The 17,883-nt window shown below is 48.1% G+C and carries 9 protein-coding genes; all 9 read right to left on the bottom strand.

The genetic code is table 11. The features are described from left to right. Positions 1-139 precede the first annotated feature (139 nt). Positions 140-2,386, bottom strand: a complete 2,247-nt coding sequence (locus tag ACVHUV_RS00515; RefSeq protein ID WP_462085756.1) for a 5'-nucleotidase C-terminal domain-containing protein — start codon at positions 2,384-2,386, stop codon at positions 140-142. Positions 2,387-3,378: 992 nt separating this feature from the next. Beyond that, a complete protein-coding gene (locus ACVHUV_RS00520) occupies positions 3,379-4,461 on the bottom strand; it encodes a CAP and S-layer homology domain-containing protein (protein ID WP_462085757.1) in 1,083 nt (360 codons plus the stop codon). Positions 4,462-4,545: 84 nt separating this feature from the next. Continuing rightward, complete coding sequence (locus ACVHUV_RS00525; RefSeq protein ID WP_462085758.1) at positions 4,546-5,460, bottom strand: DMT family transporter; 915 nt, start codon at positions 5,458-5,460, stop codon at positions 4,546-4,548. A gap of 1,256 nt (positions 5,461-6,716) precedes the next feature. Further along, positions 6,717-8,159 carry a sodium/pantothenate symporter gene (panF, locus tag ACVHUV_RS00530; protein WP_462085759.1) on the bottom strand — a complete coding sequence of 481 codons (1,443 nt, stop codon included), beginning with the start codon at positions 8,157-8,159 and terminating at the stop codon, positions 6,717-6,719. Continuing rightward, the gene (locus tag ACVHUV_RS00535) at positions 8,156-8,476 is read right to left on the bottom strand and encodes a YhdT family protein (RefSeq protein ID WP_462085760.1); all 321 of its coding nucleotides are present in this window, start codon (positions 8,474-8,476) and stop codon (positions 8,156-8,158) included. Before ACVHUV_RS00535 ends, panF begins: the two co-directional genes overlap by 4 nt. An 886-nt stretch (positions 8,477-9,362) precedes the next feature. Beyond that, a complete protein-coding gene (locus tag ACVHUV_RS00540) occupies positions 9,363-9,812 on the bottom strand; it encodes a GNAT family N-acetyltransferase (RefSeq protein WP_462085761.1) in 450 nt (149 codons plus the stop codon). A 25-nt stretch (positions 9,813-9,837) separates the two neighbouring features. Next, a complete protein-coding gene (locus tag ACVHUV_RS00545) occupies positions 9,838-10,818 on the bottom strand; it encodes a nuclease-related domain-containing protein (protein ID WP_462085762.1) in 981 nt (326 codons plus the stop codon). Positions 10,819-11,653: 835 nt separating this feature from the next. After that, entirely contained in the window at positions 11,654-12,259 is a 606-nt protein-coding gene (locus ACVHUV_RS00550) for a 3'-5' exonuclease (protein WP_462085763.1), read from the bottom strand. 216 nt (positions 12,260-12,475) lie between these two features. Beyond that, positions 12,476-17,539, bottom strand: a complete 5,064-nt coding sequence (locus ACVHUV_RS00555; protein WP_462085764.1) for a S8 family serine peptidase — start codon at positions 17,537-17,539, stop codon at positions 12,476-12,478. Positions 17,540-17,883 lie beyond the last annotated feature (344 nt).

Here is a 17,883-nt window from a genome sequence, read left to right on the forward strand (position 1 = left end):
GTGTCTAAACGCGGTAGGAAGTGGGTAGTGGTTTTTGAGGAATTAGGTCATTTTTAGGTGATTGGTAATGGGAATTGGTGGTTTATTAACAAGAAAGACCTACACCTGTCGAATTGGTGTAGGTCTTTGTCGAATCGTCTTATTTTGTTTTGTAGCCGTTTTGTTGGACTGCTAGTGAGACGTCAATGATACGTCCTTCTACTTCTGGTTTCAAGTCCGCTTTTAATGTTTTTACGTACTCGATGAAGTTTTCATAGTCTACGAAACCAGGTTCTGATACGCGACCTGCTTTGTACGCATTGCCGAGTGCTTCAAAACCGTCACCGCCTTTAGCAGTGAATGTGTTTGTTGCTACGAAATACGTTTTAGCGTTATCAAGATCGACGTATTTGTCGCCTTCAAGTACTTGTACGGATTGGACACGCTCGCCTTTTGCTTTCGTGCTGTCGTACGTGAATTTCATGCCGGAAACGTGTAAGAATCCGCCGTTTTCTTTCAAACCTTTACCGCCTTCGATTGCGTCAGCCGCTACACCGTGTTCAAGGGTTTTCTTAATTTCTTCCCCAGTCAACTCCATGATTGCTAAAGCATTTCCGAAAGGCATGACTTTAAGAACGTCCCCTGTCGTAATGTCGCCTTCTTCGATGGATGTACGGATTCCACCACCGTTTTGAATTGCGATGGACGTTTTAGCGTTAATAGATTTCGCTTTCCATAGCATTGCGTCTGTCATCAAGTTCCCGAGGTTTGTTTCGTTGTGACGCACGCTGGACACACCAGAGTTTTCGGAGTCACGTTTTCCGTCAAGAAGGACCGTCGCTTTTACGCCGATGGATGCATTTTTAATTTCGTTCACTTTTTCTGTGAATGGCGCAAGTACTTTCGCTACGGCCGGATCTGCTTTCACTGTGAAGTCTTTGGAAGTCGGATCTGTGACGATTAACTCCCCTGCGTGTGCATAGATTTGACCTTTGGAGTTGAACTTGACGTCCAATGTGCCGAGTACTTTGCCGTATTCTTGTGCTTGAACGATGATTGTTGGCGCTGCTGTTGTGCCGTTAATGACTTCAGGTGCTTTAATTTTCGAGTGTGTGTGGCCGCCGACGATGATGTCGATGCCTTTCACTTTTTCCGCGAGTTCTTTGTCATTGTCCCAGACGAGTGAATCGTCGAAACCGATATGTGTGACGGCAATGATTTTGTTAATGCCTTTGTCTTCAAATGCTTTGACCGTCGCTTGCGCACGCTCAATATATTTCTCAAATTCAACTTTTCCAGTGCTCGCGATGGATGGTGTTTCTTCCGTCGTCAAGCCGAAGACGCCGACTTTTTGACCGTTGACATCCATGACGACGCCGTCATAAATATGTCCGTCTTTATGGTTTTCAGTAACGCCGCGCGTTTGCATGCCTTTGAACAGCTCGTCCTTTGAGAAGTCGACGTTTGCGCCGAGCATCGGGAATTTCGCCGCTTTAATGAACTCTTGTAACTTCTGGTGCCCTTCTTTAGAGCTGCCTAGGTCAAATTCATGGTTTCCGAATGTCATTGCGTCGAATTTCAATTCGTTCATCATTGCCACATCTGCTTTACCGTAGAATGCGTTAAAGTACAGATCCCCAGAGAACGCATCCCCTGCATGAAGAAGGAGGTTGTTTTTATGTTGAGCACGTAGTTCTTTAACGACTGTCGAAATGTACGGGAATGGCTCTAGGTAACCGTGATGGTCGTTCATATGCATGACCATTAAGTCGATGAAGCCAAGGTTTTCTTGTGAACGGAAGAGGAAAAGCGCGATTTCGCCGCGTGTGACGTGGTCATACGCACCGAATTTCGTGTCATCCTTCCCTTGTGTAATGCCTGCTTTGACGAGTGCTTCGACGTATTTCGAGAAGTTCGAGTTGACGTCTTTGAATTTTGTCGTTTTCACTTTGTCGTCGATGGCAAGGTTTGCAGCGTTTGCAAGCACCTTCGCCATTTGGTTACGTGTTAACAATTCATCTGAACCGAATTCAGTGGCGTTCAAGCCGTCGATGATGCCTGCTTCAACGAGAGCGTTAACCGCCCATTTTGCACGTGCCGGCACGTCTTTGAATCCAGCGTCTTTGTATGTTTTATTTTTATCGAATCCAAGTGCGTTGGCAATTAATACCGCTGCGTCAGCACGTTTAATGGAATCGGTTGTCCCGAAAACATCTTTGTTATACCCCTTTGTGATGTCGTGTTGGACAAGAAAATCAACCGCTGTTGCGTAGGATTTGGAGACGTCCTTGAATCCTGTTGTCGTTGCCGTGTCAGCAGACGCTGCAGGCACCATGACTGCTGCCGCTACAGCTGAAGCGACTACTGATGTTGCAAGAAATTTTTTGCTTTGATTAAACTTGTACAAATTTCTTCCCCCTTTGAATCGATTTGGTGAGTCATTCTTATTCTACCATCTTAGTGAGAGAGCTTCCAAGAGATTTAGTGGAATATACGAAATCTTAACAGTTTTATTTTGATTTGTTGGGCGGCGGCGGTTATGCGGCGTTTGGCGGAGTTATGCCGCGTTTGAGGTGATTATGCGGTGTTTGGGGAGAATATGCTGTGTTTGGGGGATTTATGCGGCGTTTGACGAATTTATGCGGCGAATGGATTGGGGGTTGGTTGTTTCGCGGAGGATTTTGTGAGGCGGATGATCTGTGTCGCGCTGAATGGGTTTTGACAAATTAAGGGTTGGTATAGAAGAGTTTGTGTGGTGGGAGGGTATGCGGCGTTTGACGGGGGTTATGCGGTGTTTGTGGCGATTATGCGGTGTTTGGCGGCGGTTATGCCGCGTTTGTGGCGATTATGCGGTGTTTGGGGAGAATATGCTGTATTCGGGGGATTTATGCGGCGTTTGACGAATTTATGCGGCAAACGGATGGGGGGTTCGTTGTTTCGCGGGGGATTTTGTGGAACGGATGATCTGTGTCGCGCCGAATGGGTTTTGACAATTAAAGGGTTGGTTTAGAGGAGTTTGTGTGGTGGGAGGTTATGCCGCGTTTGGGATGATTATGCGGTGTTTGGGAGATTATGCTGTGTTTGGTGGATTTATGCGGCGTTTGACGAATTTATGCGGCAAACGGATGGGGGGTTCGTTGTTTCGCAGGGGATTTTGTGGAACGGATGATCTGTGTCGCGACAAATGGGTTTTGACAAATTAAGGGTTTGTTTAGAGGGGGTTGTGTGGTGTGAGCGGTTATGCCGCGTTTGATAGGATTATGCGGTGTTTGCTGAATTTATGCGGTGTTTGGTCGAAGTATGCCGCGTTTGAGGCATTTTTGCGGTGTTTGGAGGATTTTTGTTGTGTTTAATTTTTAGGGGTCGGACTCGCTGTTTTGAGCGAGTCCGGGTGGTTGTTTAGTTTGTTGAGAAGAGGTGGACCCAGTAGGTGGTGCCGGTTGGGTCGGTTGCGTAGCCGGATCCGATGTTTTTGAATTTGGGTTGGAGAATGTTTGCGCGGTGTCCGGGTGATTGCATCCATCCGTCGACGACTGTGTCGGGTGTTTTGTAACCTTTTGCGATGTTTTCGCCGTATGATGTCCAGTTGTAGTTGAAGTGGTCGAGCATGTTCCCTACAGATCCGTATGTAGGTGAAACGTGTGCGAAGTAGTTGTTGATTGCCATGTCTTCGGCTTTCTTTTTGGCGATTGCAGATAGGTTTTTGTCGTGCTGTAATGTTGCTAGATTTTGTTGTTGACGGTTTTTATTGACCAAATTAATTGTTTGGTCGCTCACTGTTTGAGCTGACTCGGTGTTTGGTGGTGCTGGGATTGAGTAGGTTTTATCGATGTAACGCTTTTGTGTTGCATCATAGTAGATTTCACCGGTTTGCAGCTTTGCTTGGAACTCGTTTGCACGTTGGATGAAGGCAGCCATTTGGGCTCGAGTGACGGGTTCATTTGGAAGAAATGAAGTACCCTCTTTTGTTTTTGTGATGCCTACTTCCGCGATTGCTGTGATGTAGGGATGGAAGCCGTATGATTTCGGGACGTCTTTGAATTGGATGAGGTCGTTGTCATCGAGCGTGATGTTGAATGCGCGTGCGATGATTTTGGCCATTTGCCCCCTTGTTAATGAGTCATTTGGTTTAAAGGCTATTCCATTATGGAAAATCTCTCGTTGTGTGAGTGCTTGTATGTGGTTGTAGAATGTATTTGTTTTGGCAACGTCTTTGAAGGACGGTGTGAAGTCGGCAGTTGGTTTTGCTTGGATGGCGAGCGCAACGATTTTCGCTGATTGGGCGCGGGTAATTAACTCATTCGGTTCGTAGTTGCCGTTTGCGTACCCGTTGATGATGCCTTGGTTGGAGATTTTATTGATTGCATCGTATGCCCAGTGGCTTTGCGGGACGTCTTTAAATGTTGCAGCTTGTGCAGGTTGGATGACTGCTGTGAGAAATAACATTAGGGTAAAGATGCCTGTTGCGATGTTTTTATTCATAAAGAAACTCTCCTTTGTTAGAAATGGATCTCTTATTTCTAAACATCGGAGAGTTTTGTAGTTGTTTTTACAGGGCGATAGTTGTCATTTTACTTGGGCTGTTTTGAGTTTTCGTTTTTCCCATAGGTCTTCCGCCGCTCCTGAGCCGAGGATGACACCGATGATGATGAGTAGGAAGCCGATGAGATGGCGTCCTGTGATGATTTCGCCTAGGAAGAGGGCTGAGCCTGTTAGTGAAAAGAGCGTGTTTAGGTTCATGAAGATGGCGGCTTTAGCTGGTCCGACTTTTCCTAGTGAGTAGTTGTAGAGCATGTGTCCGACGGCTGTTCCGATGATGCCGCTTGCTGCAAATGCTGCCCAGAATGTCGGCGGAACAGTAGCGAATTTCGCAATTTCACCGGGTTCCTGAATGAAGCTGATGACGATGAGCAGGAGGCTGCCTGTTGTTAACATGTACGCGGTGAGTAGCCTTGGGTCAAGCGTTCTTGCTGCCTTCGCGATTACCAAAAACGAGAGCACTTGGGCAAGGATCGATAGGAATACGAATGTGTCGCCGAGTTTGAGGCCGTTGAGTCCTTCCCCGCCTGCGAGGACAACGGAGCCGATGCCGATGAAGCCTGCGATTGCGCCGAGCCATTGGATTTTGGTCGGGTAGTTGCGCAGGATGAGTGCTGTGAATATGGCGGTTAGGACGGGTCCTGTTCCGAGTATGAGTCCAGCGTTTGTGCCTGATGTGCGGAAGAGGCCCATGTTAAGGAAGTAGTGGTGCAAGACGACGTTGAGTGCTGCGCCGCCGATGATGTATGGCCATTCTTGTTTGGTTGGTAGGCGTACGAGTTTGAATGCGCTCAGGATGATGAAGACGGCGATTCCGGCGGTGAGGATGCGGAATGCGGTCATTGTGACGGGGTCCATGATGGTGAGCATGTATTTGAGTAGGGGGAGGTTGAGTCCCCAGATGAGCATTGTGGTTGTGAGGAGTGCGTATAGTTTCCACATGGGTTGTGCGCCTTCTTTCTGTTGTTTGTGGCATTTAGTTTAGCATAGATTTTTGGTTTTTTGGGGAGTTTGCGGGGATTTGAGGCGGTTATGCGATGATTGGGGCGATTATGCGATGATTGGTGGAGTTATGCGGCGATTCGCGAGGTTATGCGGCGTTTGGCAGAGTTATGCCGCGTTCTGTGAAAGTATGCGGCGTTTGCGGGAATTATGCCGCGTTTCGCGAGGTTATGCGGCGTTTGGAGGAATTTATGCCGCGTTTCGAGAGGTTATGCGGAGTTTGGAGGAAGGTTGCTGCGTTTGAGGAATTTTTGCGGTGTGCGGGAAAGAGTTTTTCTGTTTCGTGGAGGTTTCTGAGTGATGGAGGTTACTTGTCGCGCCTTATGGGTTTTGACAAATTAATGGCTTCGTTTAATGGTCATTTGGAATAAAATATTCTGTTGAACTAGAACAGGTAATGGCTTATAACGGCATAAAATATACGTTGTACGATAGGATTGGGGGAATTATGTATGAAATTTTATTCTCCACTAACAAGAATGTTTGTTCGCTACAATTAACATAGAATGGTATAATAAAATTTACAGCGACATAGTTGGATGGAAGGTTGGCACTCCCGTGAAAGGGGGTGATAAAATGGGGACATACTAGGCTATAAGTGTATTAATTCAGTTTTTTATAGCTATTGCTACTGCTGTCACAACTGTAGTAGCATATATTGTATTGTTTACCACTAGAAACAAATAACCCCATCCAATACACTGGCCTAAGTGGGATGGGGTTACGTTATGCTCTACTAGCCAACCGCACTTCTTGCGGATGTTAGCTGTAATTGACTGAGCGTTGTCCGACGCTCGGTCTTTTTTAGTATATGTTAAGTGTAGCATATTTATAGTGTTATTTCATTTTTATTACCTTCTAGTTATCCGTGTTGAGTTGTAGAAGAATACGCGGTGTTCCGCGGAAGGTTTCTGAGCAGGATTTTTGTGTCGCGCCTAATGGGTTTTGACAAATTAAGGGTTTGTTTGAGATGGATGGATTGGTTGGTGTTATGCGGTGTTTGGAGGAAGATATGCGGGGTTTGGAAGAAGTTTGCTGCGTTTGCGGAGGTTATGCGGTGTTTGAAGGAAGTTTGCTGCGTTTGCAGAGGTTATGCGGTGTTTGAAGGAAATATGCCGCGTTTTTGGGAGTAATGCGGTGTTTGGATGTTGATTGATATTGATTAGAAAAGCGGGGCTGTGGGCCCCGCTTTTGAGTTAGAATTTGAAGGCTTTTCGCTGGATGGCGAGGGAGCCGATGATGTAGGCGATTAGGGAGAGTACGATTGGTACGGTTACGGTGTGTACTCCGAGTAAATTGCCGTTTGTTGTGTTGTAGAAGTGGATCGCGATGTAGCTGGCGATGCCGGTGAGCATGCTGAGTATGGCTCCGTATTTGTTGCCGTATTTCCAGTATAGGCCTAGGACGATTGGCCAGATAAAGGCGGCTTCGAGTCCTCCGAATGCGAATAGGTTCAGGAAGATGAGTAGGTCGGGTGGCTGCAGGGCTAGGAGGAAGACGATGATTCCTAGGAGGCCTGTGATGCCGATACTCAGTTGTTTTACTTGTTTTTCGGGTGCTTCAGGTTTGATGAAGTTCAGGTATACGTCTTTGACGATGGCTGAGCTTACTAGTAATAAAAGCGAGTCCACGGTTGACATGATTGCTGCCATAGGTGCCGCGAGCACTATGCCCGCTAGCCACGGGGGCAATACTTCCAACGCGATTAACGGAATGACCTTATCCCCTACCTCGATGCCCGGCATGACGGGGCGGGCGAAGACGCCGATGAGGTGCATGTTGAGCATGATGAAGCCGGTGACGATTGTGCCGATGACGAGTGCCCGGTGCATGGCGCGTGAGCTTTTGTAGCTCATGGCGCGGATGGCCATTTGTGGGAGTCCGACGACGCCGACGCCGACGAGTATCCAGAATGAGGATATGTAGGCGGGTGTGAGGGTGCCGTCTGCTCCGTATGGTGTGACGAGTCTCGGGTTTTCGTTGAGTAAGTCTTGCATGATGGCCGGGATTCCCCCGCCGGCAATGATGACGCCGATGAGGAGGATGAGTGTTCCGACGACCATGATGGCTCCTTGGACGGCGTCTGTGAGTGCGACTGCGCGAAATCCGCCGATGGTCACGTAGACGAGGACGGAGATGGCGAAGATGAAGAGCGCCGATGTGTATTGGAGGCCGGTTAGCGATTCGATGAGCCGTGCGCCGCCGACCCATTGTGCGGTCATGGCGGAAAATAGGAAGATGATGATGGCTAGGGCTGATAGAATCGCGACGGCCGAGCTATTATAGCGGGCTTTTAGAAAGTCGATCATCGTGACGGCGTTGTATTTGCGCGCTAGGATAGCGAATTTTTTTCCTAGGATGAGCAGGACAAAATAGCCGGTGACAACTTGGCTCATGGCGAGCAGAATCCATCCGAAGCCGACTGTGTAGGCGGTTCCGGGGCCTCCGAGGAAGCTGGATGCGCTGCCATATGTGGCGACCATCGTCATGGCGAGGACGAAGCCGCCGAGTTCGCGTCCGCCAAGGAAGTATTCTTGTAGGAATCCGCCATTTGTGCTCATTTGTTTGGACGCGATGAAGCCGATGGCGAAGATCGCGATTAGGAAGATGATGAGCGGGATGATGACTTGGCTATTCATAGTTTCGGTGATTCCTCCTTTGGCTGGGTTTCGGTAGGCTCTGCGTCGAGCGGGATTTCTTTTAGAAAGTATTTTGTGATGACAATGACAAGTGCGGACATCAGAATGAAGCCGATGACGCAGCTGTAGAAAAACCAGTCGGGCAGGCCGAATGTGTATGTGTACTCTTCGGGTGGGCGGTTGCCGAGTCCGTAGGCGAATCCGAACCACCAGATGAAGTTGAAGATGGCGAGTGCGATGCCGATTTTTGCTTCGCGGTGAGCGATTTTGAAGCGCGGATCGGGTTTGTAGGTGGTTTTTTGTTGGTCGACTTGCATGGTAGATGCTCCTTTCTTTTTTTGTTGGCTGATTGATTTTGTTTTCTTGGGTTGATTATACAGGATTTTTATTGGTTATGCGGGGGTTTTGGGGATTATGCGGGGTTTGGTGGAGATATGCGGCGTTTTGCGGGATTATGCCGCGTTCTGTGGGATTATGCGGGGTTTGGTGGAGTTATGCGGCGTTTTGTGATGTTATGCCGCGTTTGGCGGGAGTATGCCGCGTTTCGTAGAGTTATGCTGAGTTCTCAAGAGGTATGCGGAGTTTACTAGGTTCGCGGGGTGCTTTTGTGATTTGGTATAGTGGTCGCGAATGGATGCACTTAACCATTTAGGGGTTGGTTTGAGGCGGATTGCTGTAGTTTGGTGGTTATGCGGTGTTTTGTGGGATTATGCGGTGTTCTGCGGGGTTATGCGGCGTTTGGCGGGATTATGCCGCGTTCTGTGGGATTATGCGGCGTTTGGCGGGATTATGCCGCGTTTGGAAGAAGTATGCCGCGTTTGAGGAAGTTTTGCCGCGTTTTGCAGAGTTATGCTTAGTTCTGGAGAGGTTTGCGGGGATTGTTGGGTTCGCGGGGTGCTTTTGTGATTTGGCATAGAGGTCGCGAATGGATGCACTTAACCATTAAGGGGTTGGTTGGAGGCGGATTGCTGGAGTTCGGGTGGTTATGCGGCTTTGGGTGGGATTATGCGGTGTTTTGGAGAAGTATGCGGCGCTTGGCTGGAGTATGCCGCGTTCTTCGAAATTATGCGGCGTTTGGCAGAGTTATGCTGAGTTTTGGAGAGGTTTGCGGGGATTGTGAAGTGAAAGACCGCTTGAGGGCGAGTTTGCTACTTGCTTTGAAGCGGTCTTTTTCATGGATGGTTGATTTTGCTAGTTGGTTGTTTATTTTGGGTAGTAGTCCATTACGATTTCGTCTTCGAGCATTTCGTCCGTGACTATGAAGCCGACTTTTTTGTAGAATTCGATGGCTCCTGGGTTTTCGGGCCAGACGGATAGGCGGATGCGTTCGCATTCGGCTTTCTCGGAAAGCATGTCGATAGCTGCTTGCATGGCGTGTTTGCCGTAGCCTTTTCCTTGGAATTGCTCGCCGATCATGAAGCGTGGAATCCAATAGCGATCGTATGGTTCATTGTCGGGAATGTCCTCTATTGCGAGTAGGCCAATGACGGTTGTGTCGTGACAGATTGCATACGGTGTAAAGTTTGGATCGACGTATGCCCATGCGATGGTGTTGACGTTTTTTGCGACGAATTCTTGTTGGGATTCTCCTACGTTTAGCTGAACGCAGTCTCTAATGTTTTGTTGTGTGACTTTTTCTAGTGTGATGTTCAATTGCATCCCCCCCTCTTCAAGCTGTTTATTCGACGGGAATTGGTGCCTTCCCTTCTTTTCGTAAAATATAGTGGGCCGCCCGTTTTTCACCTCGAAGCTGTAGATTGGATTTGGCGAGCAATGTTTGAGCAACGTGGCGGCTTGGTAACTGTAGGAAATAGCGAAGTTGCCGATTCGTAATTTGCGGGTTGATGAGCATGAACCACTCTTTTATTGTTTGCTCATGTTCGCTTTTACTTGTGTGGCCGCACTTTTTGCAATTCCACTTCCTCTTTTCCCAACGCATTCCGATTTTATTGCATGCTGGACAAATGACGCCCGTTGAGATGTCTTGAGGATTTATGCTGTAAATCTTCAGTAGCGGGAATGGGTTGTAGGTTTTGTGTTGGTTCTTGAATTTCATTGCCAATTGCTGTATTGCGGTTTTGTCAAGGATGTGTTCGGTGATCGGTTGTGCAGCTAGGTAGTCGACGGCTTCGTAAGTAAATAAGATTTTCACTGGGAGCTGCGAGTTTTCGAAGGCGAGTTCGTTGGTGTGTGTGAAGATGATGAGGCTTTCGATGGGGATCTGGATGTTGTGTCGGGTGAGCCAATTCTTCAAATATTTTGTTTTTCGCCGGACTTCTTCGATTGGGTTTTTCAGTACTTTTCGGTCACCGTTTCGATAGACTTTGATGAATTGGGTTGGATTTTCGGTGATGACTGTTTTGTTGGCGAAGTTTTTCACTTCGATGATCGTGATGGCACTTGGCGTGATTAGTAGCGAGTCGATTTGAAAATAGTTTCCGTTGGTGTGCAAGTAGAGATCGTGCAACAGTGCGCATGGATAGTCGGGTTCGAAGTCGAGCATGGCTTTGTCAAATTCGAGTTCCCCTTTGTATCCTACTTCGCAGTTGTATAGTTCTTTTTGTACGGCATGCTTTTTATCGTGGTGGTTGGGCAGTCGCTTGTCCAAGGCGATTAACCCTTGTAAGTCGTTTGGCATTGTTCGGTTTTTGTATAGCATTTTTTCACCTCTAGTTTAGTGTAGCTTGCTTTGTTCGGGATTGGAATGGTTTGGAGCAAGTTCGTATTTTGGTGTAAAAAGACACAATTTGATGTGTTTGGTTGATGTTATGCTGTTTTCGGGGTGTTTATGCGTTGTTTTGGCAGGATTTTTGAGGAGCAATTTTGGAAAATGAGTTGGGTGGCGGGTGTTATGCGGCGTTTTGGAGAAGTATGCGGTTTTTGAGGCGATTTTGCTGTGTTTGGTGGAGTTATGCGGTGTTTGGAGGAAGTTTGCCGCGTTTGAGGCGTTTATGCGGCGATTGACGGAGTTATGCGGCGTTCTTTGTTTTTATGAGGTTTTCTTTTTCCGCGGGTGGATTTTTGAAGGGGATGGATCTGTCGCGCTGAATGCTTTTGACAAATTAAGGGGTTGGTTGGCGGGGATTTGTAGTTTGAGGTTATGCGGTTTTTGAGGCGGTTTTGCGGCGTTTGGCGGAGTTATGCGGTGTTTGGAGGAAGTTTGTCGTGTTTGAGGGAGTTATGCGGCGTTCTTTGTTTTTATGAGGTTTTCTTTTTCCGCGGGTGGATTTTTGAGGGGGATGGATTTTGTCGCGCTGAATGCTTTTGACAAATTAAGGGTTAGTTGGAAGGGATTTGTAGTTTTGAGGTTATGCGGTGTTTGAGGCGGTTATGCGGTGTTTGGCGGAGTTATGCGGTGTTTTGAGGAAGTTTGCGGCGATTTTCGGAGTTATGCGGTGTTTTTAAGGAGTTTGCGGCGTTTGAGGAGGTTATGCGGTGTTTATGGGTTTTTGTGGATACTTGAATTGGGATAGGAATAACCGCCTGGTTTTTGTTCAGGCGGTTATTGTGCAGTATTGGTAGATGGCGGCGGTGGCTAGACAGTCGCCGATTGCGTCGTGTGCGTCGTGTTCGAGTTGTAGGTAGTTGGCGAGTGTGCCGAGTTTATGATTGGGTGTTTCAGTGATGGTTTTGCGTGCTAGTTTGACAGTGTCTATGACTGTGTATTGTGGGATTGTGATGCCTTCATGGTTGTTGAGGGCATATAGAAAGCCCATGTCAAAGGGAGCGTTATGCGCTACGATGGGTAAATGATCTATGAATTCCATGAGTTCGTGTATTTTATTTTCGATTGTTGGTGCCCATTGAACCATTTCATTTGAGATACCGGTAAGTCGCGTAATTTTGTGTGGGATGTGACGTTCCGGATTGATAAACGTGCTAAAGATTTCGGTTTGTTGGTGATCGATGTACTTGAGTGCTCCAATTTGGATGATTCGGTCTGCACCTGCTCGGAATCCAGTCGTTTCAAAATCGAGCACGACGTAATTACGAACGGATTTCGTCGTTGTTTTATAGTTTCTTTGTTGGGTAGCTCTTCGTGCGCTCCAGTTTTGGATGTTCTGCTTATGCTGTAATAGTTCGGACGCTTTTTTGCTCATCTTCGAGGCACATCCTTTTCCAATTCAATGATTTTTCATCTATTTCTCTATTACACGATTCTATCTTTTATAAACTAGGCGATGCAAGAGGTTTTGTGAAAAGTTCAACAGGAGAATGGCTATCCTTTTAAATAATTTAGGGATTTTTTAGCTGGTCAATAATGAAACCGCGTGATGCTCTTACTGTACAGTGCATCACGCGGCTCTTAATAATGTTTAGTCGTTAATTACAACGAAGCTACCTGGTTGTTCTGTTTCAAATTCGAGGTTGCCTTTTTTGTATTTGGCTTTTAGTTTTTTGTTCGTTGAGAGATCCAGTACTGCTACTTTTTTGGAACTTACTTTCGTTGTGTCGATTGGTAGTGTAATTTCGATTTCTTCGGCAAGTTTGTTGAGAGCTTGTTTCGTATCTCCTGTGCCTTTGTAGAAGGCGAGTGTGAAGATGTCGGAGATGGCATTTTTGATTGCACTACCGTCTGCTTGGCTGATGGCGATGGTGAGGTCGCCTTTTGATTGTTTGCGTAGTTCTTCGATTGCGTCGTCTTCAAATGTGAAGGTTGCCCCAGCGATTTGGAGGACAACGTCTTTTTCAGATTTCTCGATTTTTTTCAGTAATGCTTGTTCGATGACGATGTGTTTTTCATCGTCAAATTCGGTGATGTCGATGATGATTTGGTTTGCTTTTTTGTTGTTCAAGTAGTGCGCGATGCTTTCTTCTGTGACAGTGACTGTGTCCGGCCCTGCTGGTGCTTGGACGGTAACGTTGACTGTTGCGGTGAAGTCCGCGTATTTGACGGTGATTTGTGTTGTTCCTTGTTGCTGGCCAGTGACGATGCCGCGTGTTGCGGAGGCGATCGTCGGGTCAGCTACTGTGTAGGATGCTTGTTCAGAGACATCCGTAATTGTTGTGCTGCCGTCGATGTGCTCTGTTGTTGCAAGGACTGTAATGTTGTCCTCTTGCCCTACTTCCAGTGTGAGTTCGTTTTTATTAATTGCATAGGTTACGGTTTCTTGCGCAGGTTGCTTCACTTCCAAGTAGACGAGTGTTATGTCGCCATTTGGGAGTGTAACCCGAACTTGGGTTTTGCCGGGTGCGTGTGCTGTGACAAGTCCTTTTTGAACCGTTGCAAATGTGTTATTGACGACATTGAAACGCGTTTGTGCAGTTGCGTCTCTTTCGGTTGTTTCACCTTCAGGAGTGACCGTTGTTTCGGTGACGCGAAGTTGCTCCTGCTGGCCGACTTCCATTGTCAATTCCTTTTTGTTCAGTGTGTATGTGACGACATCTTGTGGGACGTCCTCCACTGTCAAGTAGACGTATAGTGTTTCTTTGTCTGGAATTGTGATGCGCACTTGTGATTGGCCAGGTGCGACTGCTGTGACGAGACCTTTTTTGACAGTTGCGACAGTGTTATCGATCACTTTGTAGCTCGCAAAGCCGGTAATGTCTTTTTCTGTTACGTCTCCTTCAGGTGTGACGGTTGTTTCTGTCACGTACAGTTGTTCTTGTTGACCGACACCGATGTTGAGGTGTGTTTTATTGACAGAATATGTGACCGTGTTTTGCGGAAGGTCTTTCACTTCCAAATAGACGTACATTGGGTCGCGATTCGGAATCAAAATACGCACTTGGGTTTTGCCTGCTTGTTTTGCTGTGACGAGTCCTTTGTGGACCGTTGCGTACGTGTTGTTGACGACGTTGTAGCGAAGTTGTCCTGTGACGTCCTTTTCGCTTACTGTGCCGTCCGATTTTACAGTTGTTTCAGTGACGTAAAGTTGTTCTTGTTGGCCAACGCCTAGGACCATTTGCGTTTTGTTCACTGTATACGTGACGGTTTCTTCGCCGGTTGGTTGGTCTGTTACTTCAACCGTTACGGCAGCGGTGAAATCGTTGTATGTGACAGTGATTTCGGTTGTTCCGGCTGCGACTGCAGTGACGGTGCCGTTTTGGACGGTTGCGACCGTTTCGTCAGCTGATGTGAAAGTTGCGTTTGCTGTGACGTCTTTGTCCGTTGTTGTGCCGTCCGGTTTTGTTGTTGTTTCTGTTAGTGTCAGTTGTGCTGTGTCGCCAGTTTGTAGGGCGAGTGCTTGTTCGTTCAGTGTGTACGTGACTTGGTCGTCCACTTGGTCGCCAGCGTTGTAGATGACGGCTTCGGCTTTATTGCCAGCTGCGTCTTCGTACTTGACGATGACGGTGTGCTTGGCTTTGTCCAGATTCGGCAGTTCGAATGTGTATGTGCCGTCCTGTGCTAACGTAACTGGGCCGGATGCTACGACTTCTTCCCCATTTTTCACTTCGTATGTTGCGTGTAGTTTCGTGTTAATGTCGTAGCCCAAGTTGTAGTTGACGAGTTCTTGCTGGTAGATGATATAAGTGTCATCGATTGCGCCTGTTACTGTTGTGCCTTCGATTACGCCTGTGACGGTACCTGCTGTCGATTTGACGACGACTGGTCCGACGTAGTCACCGATGACTGGTGGATTGCCGGATACGGTTTGGCCAGAGAAATCGATTGTATAGAGGCCGTCAGGAATTGTTGTTGCGCCTGTTCCATCCCACGGGTTGTATTGGCCGCGGATTGGTAGCTGGTAGGAACCTGCACCTAAGCTAGAGCCTGCATGCAAGTAGCCGATGTAGCCGTCTTCATACGTGCCGCCTGTCGGGTTCATGATGTCCCAGATTTCGACGAAGTTAAGGCCGACGTCACCTGTGATGGTGAAATAAAGCATTGCTTCGTCTTTTACACCGTCGTCGTTGAAGCTAAGGTCTGTTTCCGTAATGGACATGTCTTTTACTTCAGCTGCTGCTTCCCCGCCGAAATCAGCTGCGAATGGTAACGATGCGACGGTGCTGCCACCTGTGATGTGGATGTAGCCGAGCATTTCATCGCCAGGTTTCGCGTTCGTGTTGGCAGATGCTGTGAGCGTGACGTTGAGCAATTGTTCGCCTGCTAGAGTGAACGTCGGTTTGTCGATTGTGACGGTTGCATCCGCGAACCCTTTTGTCACTTCGACTGTTGCGTTGTATGTGCCGCCATTGCCGTTCTCGTTTTTGACGAGGATCTGCTTGTTGACGGAAATTGCTTGGTCGAGTGATTGTGGGCCGAATGTGACGGTGCCTTTTAGGTTTTCGACTGTTTCACCGTCGTTGTTTGCCGTGTCCATGCTGTACGCAAGGATTTCTGGGTGTGCAGCTTGGTAGGCTTGTACGCGGCCGGCTCCTTGTGCGAATACGTCGTACTTGCTAGTGTCCAAGACTTTTGCTGTGTTGGACAGGGCAACTTTGACGTCAAAGGCGTTCCATGTCGGATTCGCTTGCTTGACTAATGCCGCGATTCCCGCAATGTGAGGTGTAGCCATGGAAGTACCTGTTTTGCGCGTGTAGGCGTGTTCGTAGGTTGCTTCCGGGAAGTCGGCTTTGTACATCGGAATTGCTGACATGATGTTGGTGCCGGGTGCTGTGACGTCGGGTTTGATGTCGAAGTTCGGTGTGGATGGGCCACGGGAACTTGAGTTGTTGACGTCGTCGCCGGTTGTGAGTGTGTTGTCAAAGTTGCTGAATGTGATGGTGCCTTCTGCTTGTGTTAATGCCGCTCGGATTGCGTCTCCGTCGGTTTGGGACATGTCGAATGTCGGGATGAATTCGAATGCGTCACCGAGGAATGTGCCGGACGGGCCTGGTGCGTTTGAGCCGCCTGCAAAGTTGTGGACGATGACTGCGACTGCTCCGTTATCTTTTGCCGCTGCGATTTTGTCGACAAATGCAATTTCGCCGCGTGAGACGAGTGCGACTTTACCATTGACGTCGAGTCCTGCGTAGTCGGATGATTTTCCTACGCCTGGGACTGCGATGAGGCTATATTCGCCGTTTAGTTGTGTTGCAAGGTCTTGGCCAAATGTTGTGCCCATTAGGTTCAGTGTTTTGGAGAGGTTGTAGTCTCCGATTGTGATGGCTGCGTCACCGAAATAGCGTGCTTCCGGGTTTGTTGTGTTACCGACTGCTATGCCGAGGCGGGATGTGGCGGGTGTGCCCATTGTGCCGCGGTTCGGGCCAGAGTTTCCTGTTGCGATGACTGAGATTGTGCCTGCGAGCATGGCGTTGTTGATGGCGAATGATGCGCCGTCCGTTTCGGAGTTTGCGCCACCGCCGAGTGATAGGTTGATGACGTCCATGCCTTCGATGACGGCTGTGTCGATTGCTTTGATGATGCCGGATGTGGAGCCGCTGCCGTATGCGCCGAGTACGCGGTATGCGTAGAGGTCGATTTTTGGTGCGATTCCTTTGATGCCGTATTCGTTGTTGCCGATTGCGGCGATGGTTCCTGCTACGTGTGTGCCGTGTGATGTGTAGAAGGAGCTGCCGCGTTCGTTGAATTCAGGACGGTGATCCGGTCGATCGAGTGGTGATGTTTCGGATGCGTCGTCCGCTGCTCGTGGGCGGGCGTAGTCCGTTCCTGTGTGTGGGACGAAGTTTTTGCCGCCTTTGTAGATGCCTTGGAATTCAGGGTGGTCCGCATCGATACCTGTGTCGAGGACGGCGACTTTGATGCCTTGTCCTTCGTAGCCTTCAGCCCATAGTGCTTCGATGCCTAGGAAGCCGATGCTTGTGTCCATGGCTGGTGTTGCTTGTTTATTTGGTGCTTTCTCTTGAAGTTTATTGTCTGACGGAGTTGGTTTTTTCAAGTTTGTTTTGGCTGGTTTGCTTGTTTCGAATGCTGTGACGGTTGTGTCGGGTTCGATCAGCGTGACGCCTGAGACTTCGAGTAGTTTTTCGAGGTCGTCGGCTTTGATGGTGCCTGACATGCCGTTAAGTACTGTGTCGTATGTGTAGCCTTCGTTGAATTTTATGCCTTTGGTGACCATTTCTTTTTTGGCACGGATTTGTTGGTTTTTGACTTTTTGTTTGGTTTGTTTTTCTTCCGTGGCGCTAAATGGTTTGCCGTTGAGTTTTTTGATGCCTTTTTCGAGTGCTACCGAGCGTTCAGAGAAGTGGATGATGACTGGGATTTGTTCGTTCCCTGAAAGTTTTTGGAGTTGCTCGTGTAGTGTTGCTTCGCCGCCGATTAGGTTGAGTTGTTCGGCGATGGCGGCTTTTTGTTGCAGTGTGCTTTCGTCAGAGAGTTTGTCTTTGAAAGCGTTGGTGTTGTGTGCTGTTTCGCTCGTTTGTGTGCCGCTTGGCAGGTCCGTGTTGGCGGATGCTGCAAATGGTGTGGCGAGTGAGAGCACGAGTATGAATGCTAGTAGTGCGCTTAGCATTTTCGTGAAATTTTGTTTCTTCACAGTACCATTTCCCCCTTGTGAGTTTAGTAGTGTTCTCTCACAACATAGCATAGCGAAAGTAGATTGAAAATAGCGATTGCTGTTGTACTATGCGATATTTCAGAAAAATCGTTCGAAGGTGTTGGTTTTTTTAGTGTGTTGGTAGTTCGTTGGAAGGAGGAATTTTGTGGGATTTGTGAGGATGCTACTAGTGGTTGGGTTTGGTGGTGTTTTGGCGGGCGTTATGCGGCGTTTGGCGCGGTTATGCGGCGTTTGGCAGGATTATGCGGCGTTACAGGGAATTATGCGGTGTTTTGGGATAGTTTGCGGTGTTTGAGGAAGTTATGCCGCGTTTGGGCATTTTA

The organism is Sporosarcina saromensis, from assembly GCF_054901285.1.

What these genes read in the sequence shown, in the direction of transcription:
- ACVHUV_RS00520 (WP_462085757.1), bottom strand. Translation starts at nt 4,461, where the DNA reads ATGAATAAAAACATCGCAACAGGCATCTTTACCCTAATGTTATTTCTC.
- ACVHUV_RS00525 (WP_462085758.1), bottom strand. Translation starts at nt 5,460, where the DNA reads ATGTGGAAACTATACGCACTCCTCACAACCACAATGCTCATCTGGGGA.
- panF (WP_462085759.1), bottom strand. Translation starts at nt 8,159, where the DNA reads ATGAATAGCCAAGTCATCATCCCGCTCATCATCTTCCTAATCGCGATC.
- ACVHUV_RS00535 (WP_462085760.1), bottom strand. Translation starts at nt 8,476, where the DNA reads ATGCAAGTCGACCAACAAAAAACCACCTACAAACCCGATCCGCGCTTC.
- ACVHUV_RS00545 (WP_462085762.1), bottom strand. Translation starts at nt 10,818, where the DNA reads ATGCTATACAAAAACCGAACAATGCCAAACGACTTACAAGGGTTAATC.
- ACVHUV_RS00550 (WP_462085763.1), bottom strand. Translation starts at nt 12,259, where the DNA reads ATGAGCAAAAAAGCGTCCGAACTATTACAGCATAAGCAGAACATCCAA.